10 protein-coding genes are annotated in these 16,971 nt (G+C 42.6%); 6 read left to right on the forward strand and 4 right to left on the reverse strand.

Going from position 1 to position 16,971, the window contains the following annotated elements:
• Window positions 1–27: 27 nt before the first annotated feature.
• Window positions 28–168, reverse strand: a complete 141-nt coding sequence (locus ZOBGAL_RS23465) for a hypothetical protein (protein WP_158499704.1) — start codon at window positions 166–168, stop codon at window positions 28–30.
• Between the two features lie 134 nt (window positions 169–302).
• Between ZOBGAL_RS23465 and ZOBGAL_RS01705 the strand changes: the two genes are divergently transcribed.
• The 6 genes from ZOBGAL_RS01705 (at window position 303) to ZOBGAL_RS01730 (ending at window position 11,719) form a co-directional block, all read left to right on the forward strand.
• A complete protein-coding gene (locus ZOBGAL_RS01705; protein WP_158499705.1) occupies window positions 303–1,079 on the forward strand; it encodes an AraC family transcriptional regulator in 777 nt (258 codons plus the stop codon).
• 964 nt (window positions 1,080–2,043) lie between these two features.
• Window positions 2,044–4,875 (forward strand): triple tyrosine motif-containing protein, encoded by a 2,832-nt coding sequence (locus ZOBGAL_RS01710; protein ID WP_013991749.1) that lies wholly within the window; start codon window positions 2,044–2,046, stop codon window positions 4,873–4,875.
• A 303-nt stretch (window positions 4,876–5,178) separates the two neighbouring features.
• Window positions 5,179–8,253 (forward strand): SusC/RagA family TonB-linked outer membrane protein, encoded by a 3,075-nt coding sequence (locus ZOBGAL_RS01715; protein WP_013991750.1) that lies wholly within the window; start codon window positions 5,179–5,181, stop codon window positions 8,251–8,253.
• A gap of 13 nt (window positions 8,254–8,266) precedes the next feature.
• Entirely contained in the window at window positions 8,267–9,871 is a 1,605-nt protein-coding gene (locus tag ZOBGAL_RS01720) for a RagB/SusD family nutrient uptake outer membrane protein (RefSeq protein ID WP_013991751.1), read from the forward strand.
• A 91-nt stretch (window positions 9,872–9,962) separates the two neighbouring features.
• Window positions 9,963–10,745 carry a glycerophosphodiester phosphodiesterase gene (locus ZOBGAL_RS01725; protein ID WP_013991752.1) on the forward strand — a complete coding sequence of 261 codons (783 nt, stop codon included), beginning with the start codon at window positions 9,963–9,965 and terminating at the stop codon, window positions 10,743–10,745.
• Window positions 10,746–10,828: 83 nt separating this feature from the next.
• A complete protein-coding gene (locus ZOBGAL_RS01730) occupies window positions 10,829–11,719 on the forward strand; it encodes a glycoside hydrolase family 16 protein (RefSeq protein WP_013991753.1) in 891 nt (296 codons plus the stop codon).
• A gap of 390 nt (window positions 11,720–12,109) precedes the next feature.
• Here the strand turns inward: ZOBGAL_RS01730 and ZOBGAL_RS01735 are convergent, their stop codons facing one another.
• The 3 genes from ZOBGAL_RS01735 to ZOBGAL_RS01745 all read right to left on the reverse strand — a co-directional run bounded on the left by ZOBGAL_RS01735 (window position 12,110) and on the right by ZOBGAL_RS01745 (window position 16,967).
• Window positions 12,110–14,221: a glycoside hydrolase family 97 protein gene (locus ZOBGAL_RS01735; RefSeq protein WP_046287285.1), complete on the reverse strand. Its 2,112-nt coding sequence runs from the start codon at window positions 14,219–14,221 to the stop codon at window positions 12,110–12,112.
• A gap of 83 nt (window positions 14,222–14,304) precedes the next feature.
• A complete protein-coding gene (locus ZOBGAL_RS01740; RefSeq protein ID WP_013991755.1) occupies window positions 14,305–15,738 on the reverse strand; it encodes an alpha-amylase in 1,434 nt (477 codons plus the stop codon).
• 80 nt (window positions 15,739–15,818) lie between these two features.
• Entirely contained in the window at window positions 15,819–16,967 is a 1,149-nt protein-coding gene (locus ZOBGAL_RS01745; protein ID WP_013991756.1) for a SusF/SusE family outer membrane protein, read from the reverse strand.
• Window positions 16,968–16,971 lie beyond the last annotated feature (4 nt).

Genomic DNA, 16,971 nt, shown 5'->3' on the forward strand with positions numbered 1-16,971 from the left:
TTTCATTTAGCCCTTTTCAAATGTCAATTAGGCTGATTGTTTATACGACAAGGAATTTATTGGAATACCGATATCGGCCATGATCATACCACCAAAGGATACTGCCACTTCGATATAGAACAAATGTATTCGCTGACGAGGCATCAAAAAATAGATTATGTTATTCATTTAATGGATTATTTTCTTATTACTATATTAGTCTTATGAAAAAAAAGGATGCTTTCACGGGGCAGAAGATGTTAGTATTACATAAAAAACCCCTCAAAATTTTAAGAAAAAACCAATTTACAAGGGGCTTATATGTGACAGACGTCGGTTATTTCCCAAAGGCTCAATATCACTATCGCGAGAGACCCGAGGGCTGTCCGGAATATATTCTTATTTTTTGCGCCAAGGGAAAAGGGTGGATAGAAATCGAAGGGAAGCGGCATAATCTTTCCGAAAACCAGTTTTCCATTATACCTAAAAACGCGCCCCACAAGTATGGTGCGGATTATACCGACCCATGGACCATCTACTGGATACATTTTAACGGGGAAAACACGGATCACTTCATCAACCCCTTTGTCTACCCAAGGACCTTGATAAAGACGCCGAACAGCAGGTTAAGGGAAAGAGCCTATCTTTTTGAGGAAATATACTATACCCTTGAAGCGGGAAATTCATTGAACAATCTAGAATACAGCAGTGTGCTGCTTATCAACCTTCTGGGTTCGTTTAAATACCATTCCCTTTTTACACAGACCAAGACTTCGTTGAACAACGACCCTGTCTCCATAGCCATTGCCCTTATGAAGGAAAACATACAGAAAAAACTTAGTATACATGAAATCGCCTCCTCTTCGGGCCTTTCCGTTTCGCACTTCTGCCTTCTCTTTAAAAAGAAGACCTCCCACACCCCTATCGAACATTTTACCTTCCTAAAAATGCAGCGCGCCTGCCACCTTTTAGATTTCAGCACGCTCCGCATAAATGAAATAGCGATTGACATCGGTTATGACGACCCCTACTATTTTACCAGGGTCTTTAAGCGAGTAATGGGGAAATCACCATCGGCATATCGAGATAACATAGCCTAACGCCTCACACAAGTGATACACGGATTTAATAAAGTATAGATATTCGCCACCACCCTTTTTCGAACAAAAAAAAATACGGATAGGGGAATCACGAAAGAATAGGATATAACATAATGGAAGGCCTAATAGCGCATCTCATTCGCTAAGCCTTACCACGTTTGAGTTAGTTTTTGTTAGTTTTAAAAAAGGAGCGTACGTTGAATTGCGCTCCTTTTTGTTTTTATATCCTACTGTCGATATAAAATCATAACCTCCATAAATCAAAGTTTACCCGACTTCCGTATTCCATGCTTATAGCTTGTTGTTTCAGCTTTGACTCAATTTTAACCATAGTCGCTTTGAACATCGTTGCCTTCCAATGCCACCTCCATCCTATCAAGAGTCAATGGGAAATAAAATTCCCATTAGCAATTACCGTAATGCCCTCCGTCATTACCAATAAGCCTGAATACAGAAAATATTTGCTTCTTTTTCCCGCATTGGTCCATTCTACAAAAAAACACCCTCAATACATTAGCTAGCATAATACAGCCCGTTTGAAATACGGCAAAACCAAGTCCAATATACCTGCCTATCAAAATTGCCCTTCAAACCGTGATCCCTCTAAACCGAAATCAATTTGCACATAACACGTATTTCAGGAGCTAAAGGGACGCCAAAATGTCCTAGGTCCTCCCCCCCCTTTCGATTACATAAAAATATAAGGAATGGAGCTCACATTCACCAGGTCTATCCTTTTTTACAAATTAAAGTGGAGGAAGACCACCCCTTATTACAACTTTAAGAGAAAAGCACCGCCCCTTTCCTTATGTTGATGGTAGACAACCTTCAAATAAGAGCCCAAAAAACCGGTAAACCCTCCCCTTTTGTTTATTATTACGTATCAAAACATGGCCAATCACAGCAATTGGCTACATATTCATAAATTTGCCTGAACTGTTTATAGGTTATACCATCAAAAAACATGCATACTTTAAATGCCTTTCATTTTTTGCGCTTCTATAAACTTGCGATTGTACTGTTTTTTGGACTACAGTTTTTGCACGCTCAAGAAACCCCACCCATCGTTAAGTTTTCCGCTTCGGAATACGGGGCGGAAAACCAGAATTGGGACGTAACCCAAAACCTCGAAGGCTATATTTACGTGGCCAACAACGAAGGACTACTTGAATATGACGGCTCTCGATGGGTCTTATATCCCTCACTTAACAATGCCGCAATTCGCTCATTATCTTCCTATAAGGACAAGGTTTATTCAGGTAGTTATATGGAGTTCGGTTATTGGACCAAAAACGACAAAGGGGCAATGGACTACCACTCTATCTCCGAATCCATAAAAGAAAAGCTCTTCGAAGATGAAATCATATGGAATATTGAAGGGCTCGATAAATATGTGATCTTTCAGTCATACGACCGCCTTTATTTTTACGATACCGATTCAAAGGAATTGAACTTTTCTACGGACAAAGAAAACAACTACAGGTTATTCAAGGTCGACCAAAAAATATACCTACAGAAATACGACGGAAGAATTTTCAATCTTGAAAACGGAACGGAAAAATTGATTGCGACCATACCTAAAGATCTCAACATAAAGTTCCTCCTTAACATCTTCTCAATAAATGACGGGCTGGTGGTATTGACACGGACCAAGGGACTGTACAAAATAGAAAACCGCACCCTTAAAAAATGGCATATTCCCGCCGACACCCTACTTCAACATGCACGGGTATTTAGAGGCATTCAGCTAAAGGACAAAAGCTTTATGCTGGGCACCATCTCAAAAGGCATCGTTTCAATGTCGATCGATGGACAAATTACCAGGGTATTCAACCAAAAAAATGGCTTAAGTAACAATACCGTACTCAATTTATTTGAAGATGCCGACGCCAATGTTTGGGCCGCCCTAGACAATGGCCTTGATTGTATCAACAGGCAATCGTATATAAGGGAGTACAATGACCGCGATGGTACGTTCGGAACCACCTACACCTCCATCACACACGACAAAAAGCTGTATATCGGCACCAATCAGGGACTATTCTATAAAAATCTAGATTCTGACGAAAACCTGAAATTTATAAAAGGTACGGAAGGCCAGGTTTGGTCTCTTTATGCCGAAAACGACCAACTGCTATGCGGACACAACAATGGTGTCTTTTCCATTACGGGCAATACGGCATCGTTAGTGGCCCATATTGATGGGACGTGGGACTTTAAGCCCATACCCGATCAGCCCAACAAACTTCTGGTCGGCCATTATTCTGGCTTGGCCATATTGAAAAACGATGCAGGCTTGTGGAAACTAGACCACAAAATCAAAGGGTTTGAAATTTCATCGCGTTTTTTTGAAATTCTAGAGACTCGTGAAATATGGGTCAACCACGAAACCAAAGGAGTCTACCGATTAATACTGAACAGCGATTTATTGTCTTTTGATTCCGTGACCCTGATTCCCGACATTGAAAAAAGCAAGGGCTCCGGAATAGTAAAGATGGGCAAAGATCTGCTCTATACAAATCGAAACGGGATTTTCAAGCTTGAGCCTAGCACAAGAAGATTTGTAAAGGACAGCACTCTGAGTCCGCTCATTCCGGAGGGCGAATATCTATCGGGCAAATTGGTATTTGATCAAAAGGAACGCCTATGGAGCTTTAACCAGACCCATATCGGCTATACCCAAAAAGGGCCCTTGAACAATATGGTAGACTTCAACTCCATTCCCATTGGAAACAATTGGAGAAAAATGACCCTCAGCTTTGAAAATATCACCCAAATAGATAACAACAAATACCTTATAGGCAAGACCAATGGATACTTGTTGATAGACCTTGAGAAAATTCCGAACAAGCCCCATCAAATCGTGTTGGACAAGGTCGGCGTTACAAAAAACGAAAAGGATACCAAGGATGTCCCCATACTTGAAGAAGGACAATTTTCCTATAAGCGATCAACACTAAAATTTCATTATAGTGTACCCCAATACGACAAGTATACCAACGTTAACTACCAATATCAATTGGAAGGGCTCGACGATTCGTGGAGCGAATGGGGTCCTGCCCCATCCGTAACCTTTGAAAAATTGCCTTTTGGAGATTACGTATTTAGGGCCCGATCAAAAATCGGGAAACATATTTCAACGAATACGATACAATACAGCTTTGTTATTGCCCGTCCGTTTTACCTCTCCAACATAGCGCTATTGGCATACGCCCTGCTCATCTTCGGTGTCGGATTTTTAGTGCACAAATCGTATAAGACCTACTATCGCCGTCAGAACAGAAAAGCCATGCTCGAAAGTCAACGCGAAATGCAGTTGAAGTATATTCAAAGTGAACAGGAAATGATACGGCTAACCAATGAAAAGCTCAACCAGGAAATTGAAAGCAAGAACCGGGAACTCGCCATTTCTACAATGAGTTTGATCAAGAGAAACGAATTGCTAAGAAGGGTCAAAAAAGAGCTCAAAAAGAGTGATGATACATTCAACAAGACCCATCCGGTAATAAAACTGATCGATAAAAACCTTAACAGTTCAAAAGACCGAAAAATTTTCATGGAGGCCTTTAACAATACGGATAGGGAATTTTTAACCAGGGCCAAGGAACTGCATCCTAATTTATCATCCAACGATTTAAAGTTCTGCGCCTATTTACGATTGAACCTATCATCTAAGGAAATAGCACCGCTACTTAACATTTCCGTCAAAAGTGTAGAAGTCAGGCGTTCAAGGCTACGAAAAAAGCTCGATTTAAAAAGGGAAACGAAACTTACGGACTACATTCTCTCGATTTAAACGTTAAAACCACCTAAATATTACCCCTACATTACCCCCACAAATTACTTAAACCCCTTTATAAGCACACCTTTTCCCCACTATTGCAAGCAAAAACAAAATAGCTGAAAATCCTATAAATAATGGGGCTTAAGAAGCTATGGCCAAGACTATTTCAATATGTATGTTTTTGTAGTGCCACGTTTTCCCTCTCAAAAGAGAAATCTCTCTACATTGGTAACAATGGAACTATATGTTCTAGTGATACAAAATGTATAACTATCTAAAAACTCAACTTTTAATCTTGAACAAAACCAACATTCTATGATTATCAAATTATTTAATCCAAGAAAAAAGCTACTGTGGCTTTTGCTCAATATTTTTTCTGCTGTAGTCGTCTATTCGCAAGACCAGCAAAAAATAACAGGATCAGTTCTTGACCAAGATGGAATTCCCCTAGCGGGAGCTTCGATAGTGGTCAAAGGAACCACCCAGGGTACATCTACCGATTTTGATGGTAATTTCTCTTTGAACGCGCCCCAAGGCGCCACTACCCTGATTGCTTCGTATATCGGTTACGCCACTACGGAAGTACCCATTTCAAACGGCCCTATCACCATTACATTACAGGAAGATTCCAGCCAACTGGAAGAGGTCGTTGTAGTTGGGTATGGTACCCAAAACAAAAGTGATGTGGTCAATGCGGTTGCCGTTACCGATGTTGAAAAGGCCCTATTGACCCCGACATCGGATGTCAACGAAATGCTAAGAGGTAGAATAGCCGGTCTACAGGTAGATGTAGGAGGCGGAACCCTAAGACCTGGGGGTACTTCCGACATCATCTTCAGGGGACAAGGTTCCATTGAAGGAAGCGTTAGCGCCATTTATGTTGTCGACGGTATTATTAGGGATGGCGGCATCGAAGATATCGACTCTGACGATATTGAGTCGGTTGAATTCTTAAAAGATGCGTCTGCACAGGCCATTTACGGATCAAGAGGGGCCAATGGTGTTGTTTTGATCACTACCAAGAGAGGTAAAAGCGGAAAAGTAAGCGTAAACTATCATGGCTTTGTAAGCTCAAAAACAATGGAGCGTAATTTCGATGTCTATAACGGACAGGAGTTCGCCCAATTAAGAAGGGAAGCTGCCCGATCCAACATTGCGGATGGCTCCTACCCAAATGAAGAGGATATTTTTTCAGAACTAGAATTGGCCTCCATAGCCAACAACGAATTCATCGATTGGGAGGATGAATTGGTAAAGAACGGTTATGTCAACAGTCATGCCGTGAGCGTTAGTGGCGGTTCGGAATTCACCAAGGTTTTCGGCAGTGTCAATTACTTTAAGGAAGAAGGTATTATTCCAACTTCTAGTTATACGAGAAAAACGTTACGCCTCAACGTCGATCAAAAAATCAGCGACAAGTTTTCAGTGAATTTTGACCTGAATATCTTGAACGATGATACCGAAAGGGCCGCCAACGTAAACGTAATAACCACCTCTCCTTTGGGCAGGGCCTATGACGAAGACGGCAACCTAACCCAGTTTCCAAGCGGCGAGGAACTGTCGGCCGTTAACCCCATTTGGAACCTACGGGAACAAGACAATGATGAAAAAGGAAACGATTACGTAATCAACGTTACCCCCATTTGGCAAATCACCAAAGACCTACAGTATCAATTAAAGACCAACCTTACCAGAAGAACATCGGAAAGAGGGCAATACCAATCTTCACTAAGTTCCGCTGGCGACGATGTCAATGGTATCGCCAGAATCGACAACCGTTTGACCGAGTCTTATTTGATAGAGAATATATTGACCTATGACAAGGCCTTTAACGAGGACAACAAGCTCAACCTAACCTTGGTTCAATCTTCCCAAGAAAACAAATACAGCAGAACCTTTACCGAGGGACAAGGTTTTTCAAATGAAAGTTTGGGCTATGACGGTATATCGAATGCCGTAGGGAACGTAACCGTAGAACGCGATAAAAATCAGCAACGACTGGCTTCCTTTATGGCCAGGGCCAGATATAACCTCAACAATAAATATTTGCTGACCGCAACCGCTAGGGCCGATGGGGCTTCGGTAAATTCACAAGACAACAAATGGAGCTTTAACCCGGCCGCTTCCGCTGCTTGGAAACTGCATAACGAAAACTTTTTAAGGGATGTCAATGCTGTTCAAGAGCTAAAACTCAGGGCGAGTTACGGTTCTTTGGTTAATGACCTTGGCCGTGCCTATACCTCTTTATTTACCGCAGATGGACAAAATTATACTTTCGACAGGGAATCCTTCTCAGGATACTCGCCATCGGTCATTCTCCCCAATACCGATTTAAAATTCGAAAGGATAACGACACTCAACTTAGGTCTTGATTTCTCCTTGTTCAATAGGGCTTTGACAGGTAATGTCGATTATTACGATGCGCGAACCACCGACCTGTTGCTTCGACGGGGGGTTCCTTCCATCACAGGTTACCAATACACCTTCTTTAATGCCGGGGAACTACAAAATACCGGTGTAGAGTTAAATCTAACGGCCAATCTTATCACTACCGATAATTTTAAATGGTCGGTTTCAACCAATTGGTCAAAGAACAAAAACAAATTATTGGAACTCTATAATGACGGCGACGGCAACCCCATCATTGCAGATGACACCTACGGATACTATGTAGGGCAACCCGTTGGCGTGATTTACCAGTACGAGTTTGACGGTATCTGGCAAGAAGGTGAAGATTTTGCCAATGCCCCGCAGGCCAACCCCGAATCGGCACTTCCACAGGAAAACCTAAGACCTGGAGACATCAAAATAAAAGATACCAACGGGGTAGATGAAAACGGCAACGAAACCGGAATACCGGACGGAAAAATAACTCCCGAAGACCGGGTCTTTAAGAGTCCTAACCCCGACTGGTTCGGTTCATTGTCCACTTCGGTAGCATACAAAGGCTTTGACCTGTTCGTAGACTTTTATGCGGTTGAAGGTACGACCAAAGTGAATCCTTTCTTGTCCGATTTCAATAACGGCGGAACGCTTTCCGGAAAGCTCAATGGTGTAAAGGTGGACTATTATACTCCCGAAAATCCTTCCACATCTTTCCCTAGACCTAATTACGACACTACCCCATTGTACTTAAATTCATTGGCGGTAAGGGATGCGTCATACGTAAGATTAAGAACCGTTAGTTTAGGCTACACATTGCCCGATGCCATAACCTCTGACCTAAGCCTTGAGCAAATTAGGTTTTATATTACCGGAACGAACCTATTTACGGATACCGACTATATCGGCTATAGTCCTGAAGTAAATATCAGGAGTACCTTTTCGAATGCCGACACCGGCTATCCAGATGCAAGAAGTTTCACTTTTGGTGTAAGGGTTAAATTTTAAAAAAAAAGAAATTATGAATACCGAAAAACTATACCTAAAATTAATGAAGGGATTTGCCCTACTAAGCGTAGTCGTTATAGCCATATCGTGTGAAGACTACCTAGAAGAGCAACCGAGTACCTTGATCGATTCCGACTATATATATACTACCGAAGATGGTTTAAAATCGGGCGTAGTAAGTTTATACAAGTTCAATAGGGATCGATATGACAACGGCACCGAAGATTTTATGGGCGGGGTGTTAATGTCTTCACGAAGCGACCTTGCCTTCAGTAGAACCGGCTATACCGGGTTAATGGGCAGGTATGAAAGAGGGGTATCTCCCGTAGATCAAGGCGCCAAATTTGTATCCTCGTTATTTTGGAAACATTTTTATAATATTGCCAACAAGGCAACCGAAATTATCAATGCTGCCGAAGCTCTGGAGGATATCGACGAAGATATAAGAAACCAAGTTTTGGCCGAAGCCAAGTTTTTTAGGTCGAACTCCTATTTCTACCTATACCGAATGTTCAACAACATCTATGTTACCACCAATACGGTTACGGTAGACAATGCCTTTGATGTCATCAACGACAAATCATCGAAGGAAGAGATTTTTGCACTGCTGAATAGCGATTTGGATTTCGCCATAGAGCATTTGGAATGGAACGATACCTTTGGTCGCGTAACAAAGGGGACGGCAAAACATCTAAAAGCCAAAGTGGCCATGTGGGAAGGCGATTGGGAGGAAGCCAAATACCAAGCCGTTTCCCTTATAGAGGAAGGACCCCATAGCCTGATGCCTACAACGGAGGAAGTCTTTTCCGGAGATAAAAACCATGCAGAAGCCCTGTTTGTAATACAGTCTCAAGACGACCTATTGGGCGGTGGCGACAACACCATGATCAACGCCAACTATGTTACCCAATACTTTCAGATTTCTGGGATAGAGGCCAATATTGCACAAGGTGGGCGAGGATTCTCAAGGATACTTCCCAACAAATATTTGCTCGACCTGCTTGCGGAAGACCCCAATGACACCCGTGATGACGACACTTATTTTAGGCTAAAATACTATTATACTTCCGGTGATAGTATAAATCAAGAAATCAAGATCTATAAGCCGATTACAGATTTGAACAACCCTAGTGACACCTATACTTCGTACTACCAAAGGCTTCACCCCTCTTGTATAAAGTTTGCCGAAGAAGACGACAACCCTAATTCCTATCTTCAAAGAAGCAATATAATGGTATATAGATTGGCCGAAACCTACTTGATAGCGGCAGAGGCCATAATGCGCTCAAGTGGAGACCCCCTTCCCTATATAAACGCGGTAAGAACAAGGGCGGGAGCCGCTCCCTTGGCCACAGTGGACGAACAGGCCATACTGGACGAACGGGCCCGTGAACTTGCCTTTGAAGGAGAACGATGGTTTACCTTAAAAAGAATGGGGCAAGAGGTCATCGATAGGCAAATCACGAACTACGCAGGTGATGCGGAATACTATCCGGCCAACTTGGGCGAAAAAGACCCACGTACCAATTGGAAGCCTTACTATATCAATTTCCCTATTGCACAGATCGATCTTGATTTACTAGGTCCTGGCTACCCGCAAAACGATGGTTATAATTAATAGTTTCCCCGAGTAATAATTAATTGAGTTGAGTGATTTGGGCATGGGTCGTAGGGCCTGTGCCCAAATATTAATACTAAAAAAGTAAAGTATGAGATATATTGTTCTATTGATGACAATGATTCTGGTCGGTTCGTGTTCAACCACAAAAAAAACCGTCGATTTTTCACAAAACAAAGTGGTGGCCCACAGAGGGGCATGGAAGGCCAAAAATTTACCGGAGAACTCCATAGCTTCCCTTAAGGAAGCCATCCGAATGCGATGTGCAGGTAGCGAATTTGACGTACGTATGACCGCGAACGATTCTCTAATAATTACCCACGACCCAGATTACGCCAACCTGGAAATTGAAGAAAGCTCTTATGAAGAGCTAAGCAAATTTCCATTGAAGAACGGAGAGGTGTTGCCCACCCTAAGGCAGTATATTTTGGCCGGCCTTGAAAACAATACTACGACCCGCCTTGTGTGCGAGATCAAACCCTCTAAAAACAAGGAAAGGGGACTCTTGATCGCAGAGAAAGTCTATCATTTGATAAACGAGCTCAACGCACAACATATGGTGGTGTATATCAGCTTTAGCTATGATATTTTAAAGCGATTGGAAGAACTGAATCCTGAAGTACACACGCAGTATCTAGACGGCAGCAAATCTCCCGAAGTATTGAAACGTGATGGCATCGATGGTGCCGATTATTACTTATCCGTCTTTAAAAAACATCCGGAATGGATTACAAGTGCCAAAAAGAACAGACTAGCCCTAAATGCCTGGACCGTAAATGAAGAGGAAGACATGGAATGGTTCTTGAAATACGATTTCGATTATATCACCACCAACGAGCCCGAGCTTCTACTTAAGAAAACAGCACAACCCTAAAAGCGATTTCTTCCATGAAGAACCTAGTGTCGACCATTACCTTTTCCCGAAGTTTCTTATCTTGTATACATAACTAAGACCCCATGCAAAAATCCCTTTTTTCAAAATACCTAATACCTCTTATTTTTATAGGCCTTACCCTTGGCAGCTGTGATGGCAACAACAAGAAAACCAACGATACCGAGGCGGAAGAAGAATCGCCAGCAGGCTATACATTGGTATGGGCCGATGAATTCGATGGTAAGGGCGAACCAAATCTTGACAATTGGGCCTATGAAATAGGTTTTATCAGAAACAACGAAGCACAGTACTATACCGATAACCCCAAAAACATTCGTGTTGAGGACGGCTTCCTTATTATAGAGTCCCATAAGGAAAAGGTGGAAAACGAGACATTCGTTTCCGAAGAGGCCGACAACTGGACAAAAAACACAGAGTTTGGGGAATATACCTCGGCCAGTATAACCACCAAAGACCTGAACGAGTGGAAATATGGCAAAGTCAGCGTTAGGGCCAAATTACCCAAGGGCACCGGAACGTGGCCGGCCATTTGGATGCTGGGCAAAAACTGGAAAGAAGTCGGTTGGCCCAAATGCGGGGAAATAGACATCATGGAGCACGTTGGCTATCAAAGCGATTCGATTTTCGGTACGGTGCACACCGAAGCTTTCAACCACATCAAAAAAACCGAAGTAGGCAAATCGGTTTTTATAGAAAACCCTTACGACGATTTCCACGAGTATTCCATTGAATGGACTCCCGAAAAAATTGTATTCCTGTTAGACGGCACTGCGTACCATCAGTTTGAAAACCAGCACAAAACCAATGCGGAATGGCCTTTTGACCAGCCTTTCCATTTAAAATTGAACCTGGCCATCGGGGGTAGTTGGGGAGGACTAAAAGGCATTGATGACAGTATCTTTCCTCAGAAAATGATAATCGACTACGCACGCGTTTACCAGCTACAGGAATAATTTAGATGCCGTTTTAGAGCACATAAAAACCGAAATGGTGGGGTCAGGGTCCATGGTTTTTCCTTTGTCTTAACTCCAATTGCCATTTTTTCGGGGTCGTTCTTTCGTACCTACTTACGGTTATCCGATGGCAGAAAAACCATAAGATGTTATATTGTCGTCATATACCATGACCTACACTTCACTTTTGAGCATGTCGTGCACAAAAAAAAGGAGGCTAAACCCATTTCATCTGAGCAGCCTCCTTAACATTCCCTATAAAGAATCACCAATAAAAGTGGATCCAATCACGTTTCATGTGAATTGATTTCAATGCTGTTTTCCAAGCAAAAGCAAACCATAGGATAAAGCCCCATAAAAGTCGGAGTCGACCATTGCTTTGCTTTATGCTTATTTTTCAATTATACTTATGGCATACCCACCACCCGATGCCGACCTTAACTTTAAAAATGAACGATAGGTTACGGTCTTGGTCGAAATCTTATATGCCTGTGGATTGGTTTTATAGTGTGCATCGGACGCATCGGCGTAAATAGTAGCCGTATATTTTTTCCCTTTTTCAAGGAAGTCCAATTTTATCTTTGATGTCCTAGCTTCATTTCCATTGACATTACCGACGAACCAATTCGACGCACCCTTTTCTTTACGGGCCACGGTAATATACCTACCCGGTTCGGCCTCAAGATATTTGCTATCGTCCCAATCGACGGCTACATCTTTTATAAATTGAAAGGCATCTGGAAAACGTTTGTAGTTCTCGGGTAGATCCGCGGCCATTTGCAATGGGCTATACATTGTAACATATAATGCCAATTGATTGACTATAGTAGCATTGACGTGCGAGGTATTTTCCGGATTCAACTTAGAGATATCCATTTCAAAAATTCCCGGTGTATAATCCATCGGTCCACCTACCAACCGGGTAAAGGGCAAAACGGTAACATGGTTAGGCTTATTCCCTCCAAAAGCTTGGTACTCGGTACCCCTTGCCGATTCATTGCCTATCAAATTCGGATACGTTCTACTAATTCCTGTCGGCCGTACCGCTTCATGGGCATTTACCATAACCTTATAGTCAGCGGCTTTTTCAAGGGCATATTGATAGTGGTTTACAAGCCACTGGCCATAATGGTATTCTCCCCGAGGGATAATATCGCCCACATACCCACTTTTAACCGCCTCGTAGCCGTGGTCGTTCATAAACTGATAGGCTTTGTCCAGGTGCCGCTCATAATTACGAACCGATCCCGAAGTCTCATGGTGCATGATCATCTTTATCCCTTTTGATTTGGCATATTGGTGAATTTCCGCTACATCGAAATCAGGGTATGGAGTTACAAAATCGAATACATAGTCCTTTGAATTTCCGAACCAATCTTCCCAACCTTGGTTCCATCCCTCTACCAGAACCCCGTCGAATCCGTTTTCAGCGGCAAAATCGATATATTCCTTAACATGTTCGGTATTTGCGGCATGGGTACCGTTAGGGCTTGCCTTGCTGTAATCGGTCTTTCCTAATTTTACGGAAGGAAAGTCATTGGTGTACGACCAGCTTCTTTTTCCGGTAATCATCTCCCACCAAACCCCAACATACTTCACAGGTTTTATCCATGAGGTATCTGGAATCTTACAAGGTTCGTTTAGGTTCAACGTCATTTTAGAGGATAGAATATCGCGTGCATCGTCACTTACGATAATCGTACGCCAAGGAGTTTCAAAAGGTGCTTGTATATACCCTTTGTCTCCCCTGGCATCGGGTGTCAACCAAGATTGGAATACCATATTGCTATCATCAAGGTTCAGGTGCATACATGGATAATCGATCAAGGCCGCCTCATGCAGGTTGATGTATATCCCCGTATCGGTTTTCATCATTAAGGATGTTTGTACACCGGTGGGGGAAAATTGGGTCTGGGAAACATTGGGTGTAATGGCCGCTTCCATTTTACCGCGTATCTCCGACAACTTTGATTCGGTATAATCGTATTCTTGCGTATCGTAGTCCCCTGGAATCCAAAAGGCCGTATGGTCACCGGTCATGGCAAACTGGGTACGCTCTTCCTTAATGACCACATAAGTTAGACCGGGCTGTTCGGGAAACTCATATCTAAACCCGAGTCCGTCATCAAATAGGCGAAAACGAAGCCGAAGAACCCTTTCGGTGCCCTCTTGTTTCAAATCAACCTTCAGCTCATTATAACGATTCCTTATTTCATTCACCTCTCCCCAAACCGGAACCCAGGTATCATCAAAAGTAGTGGTCTGCGTATCGGTAATCGAGAAACCGCTCAACAATGATTTTTCATCGTTCTTAAGCTCTAGCCCTAGTTTGCTCCGCTTGATTACTTCTTGGTTTTTGTAAGACAGGTTATAGACCGGTATTCCATCGTCGACCAAAGTGAATCCCATTGAAAAATCACCGTTGGGCGATTTCAATTGTTGCGCTATTGCCCGTGGAAAAAGTAAAATGGAAACCGCAATGGCAAAAAATATTTTCTTCATTTTATAAATCATTTTGACCCTGCTAAGCCGGCTATTTCATTATCGAACGCCCTCGACCTATCAAAGTAGATAATACTTAATTTTTAATTTACTTTGGCAATAGACCAAATACTGTAGCCGTTGGCAGGTGCCTCAATAAGGGCCTCTCCATTTTCATCACTCGTAATCGAGCCATGGACATTTTTGGTGTAATCCATTAAATAGCTATTGTTCCATGCCGACTTTATCGTTCGTTTTTTAGTATTCCCCGAAGTATTGATATATAGTATCAACCCTGGATTATCATCGGTACCCGCTCGTTTCATGATGTACTCATCATTATCAACATAAAGCACTTCGGCATCACCTATAGCCAAGCTATTATGAATTTGTACGAGCTGTTTCAACGGTTCTTTAAACGCTTCATTTTCATAATCGGAATAGAAAATGGTCGGATAGCCCGGATGTGTCAATATATAGGCATAGGCCTTTAATTTGTTCTCATCGGCAATCCGATTGTCTTCGTTTTCATCTTTTTCGGTATCGTGATTGGCGGCAAAGGTAACGGATTTATCAGGATGGGTCTTCCACAACATTTTACCTTCCAAAACCGTAAGATCGTCAAAACGGTCCATAGCTTCCTCCAATTTATAGAAGGTAGCAAAATCAAAGACTCCACTACCCGTCTGATCGACATATTGAGAAAGCACATCGGCATTTCCATCCCAGAGTTCACTTACCGAAAATCCCCCTACTTCATCTAACCATGCCTTGACCACCCAAGGTTCATATCCTAAAACATAATCGAAGCGCCATCCATCAAACCCCATTACGTTCTTATAATATTTGGCTACCGAATTCTCCGATTTCCATAGCCAATTTTGAACATATTCTTGGTTGTGATCTAGATTCTGCTCGGCGTAGAACAAACTTCCATCGTCATAATTACTCGTACTGTTCGGGTAAAAATTTTCGAAATTCCTATTGAACATTCCAGAGGCATTACCGTGCAATTCATCGAACAAAGTATAGGTATTTTTGTCCCTATACGGGTTATATTCCTCTCCCCCTCCCGAATTGTGGTTAATAACAATATCGGCGATAACTTCCAAGCCCTTCCCATGGGCTTTTTCAATCAATGTTTCCAACTCTTGCCGGCTACCGAAACGGGTTTCCACTGTTCCGTGTTGGTCAAATTCGCCAAAATCAAAATAATCGGATGGGTCATACCCCATGGAGTAACCTCCCGATGCCCCCTTGGTCGCTACGGGCAACCACAACCTGTCTACCCCACTTTCGGCCCAGTCGTCTATCTTTCCAGAGAGGTTTGTCCACCACTCCCCCCTTGGCTCAACATCCCAATAAAAGGTTTGCATCATAACCCCGCTTCCATTATCGTAATCAGATAGTTCAATTGGACTTATAATTTCCTTTTGGGTATTGTCGTTGGTATCGGCAACTACCGATTGGTCATCATCACTCGAACAAGAGGCCATTATGGCCAGTCCGAAACAAAAAAATCTGTAGATCTTTTTCATATTATATTCTTTATAGGCAGAAAAAAGAAGTCCGAAACATCAGGTAAAACCCATGGTTTCGGACTCCTCTTCAGCTAACCCTATTCTTGAGGTATTAAAATATATCTTCCATCAAGATCGTTAAACCAAACGTTATAAGTCCCTGCCTTGACAGGAATATTAGGGTCATTATTGTTCATGCCCTGACCACTTAATTCAGTGCTGGCACCCCAGCTATTGTCCCACAAATGGTCTGCCCTAAATTTTATTTCACCGTCTACAAGTTCAACTCCCTCTGCATGCCACAGGTGGGGATCAAAAGTGGATTGGACAAGATCGGTATCGGTATCCCATCCTCCTGCACTCGCATCACCTATAATTCCGATATTGGTATAGGTAGCTGCCGCGGAAGCATCATATTTTTCTAGGGTATAAGTAAGCTCTTCGGTATTGATGTTGAAGCTGTAATAACCGTCTTCGTCAACCTCAAACGCAGACGGGTCACTTCCTAGGATATCGCTGCTGCTCACATTGGTCCCGTCTACCCCCCATTGAGGTTGCCATGCACCCAAAACTTCCAATAGTTTGAATCCTTCCGTAGAGGCGCTACCGGCAAACCTTCCTGTAAAAAAGAAATTATTGTCATTTTCAGAATCCCTAAAAAGTGGAGTATTGTTCGCATTATTGTCCCATCCGGCCTCGGTAACGTCTCCGACCATAAACAAATGCGGTTTTATTTCTATCGGACTTTCTCCCTCCTCTTCTTGAACAAGTACGACCGGGAATAACAAGGTTTCGGATAATTGTTCCACTACATTTGCGGCATCATCGCCAACATAGGCGCGTACCCTAAAATATAATGTACCGGTATTAGGGGCCTCTGTATCAGGGGCGTTATCCAAGCCCGCGTCTTCTGCCAAACTTAACATATTGGCAACGGTAACCCCGTAGTTATTCTCGGTGAGGTCGCTTGCCAAAACCGTAATAGCCTCAAAAGATTCATCGGAAGAAGCCTGGACCTCGTAATAAACGGGAGTGGGCACATCAAAATCGGCCTTATTCCAAATAAAGCGTTCGGCGAGGTTATCGGCATTAGCGGAGCTAAGTTGATAAGACTCGAGAAGGGTGTTTTCAAAGGATATTTCCTCAGTATTGGATTGGGCCACAAAAGTAAAATCATCATCATTAGAGCAAGCATAAAAGCCCAATGAAATTACGAGTGAGGTAATTACAAATGCTATTTTTTTCATTTTT

Origin of the sequence: Zobellia galactanivorans (assembly GCF_000973105.1) — a bacterium.
GTDB lineage: Bacteria > Bacteroidota > Bacteroidia > Flavobacteriales > Flavobacteriaceae > Zobellia > Zobellia galactanivorans.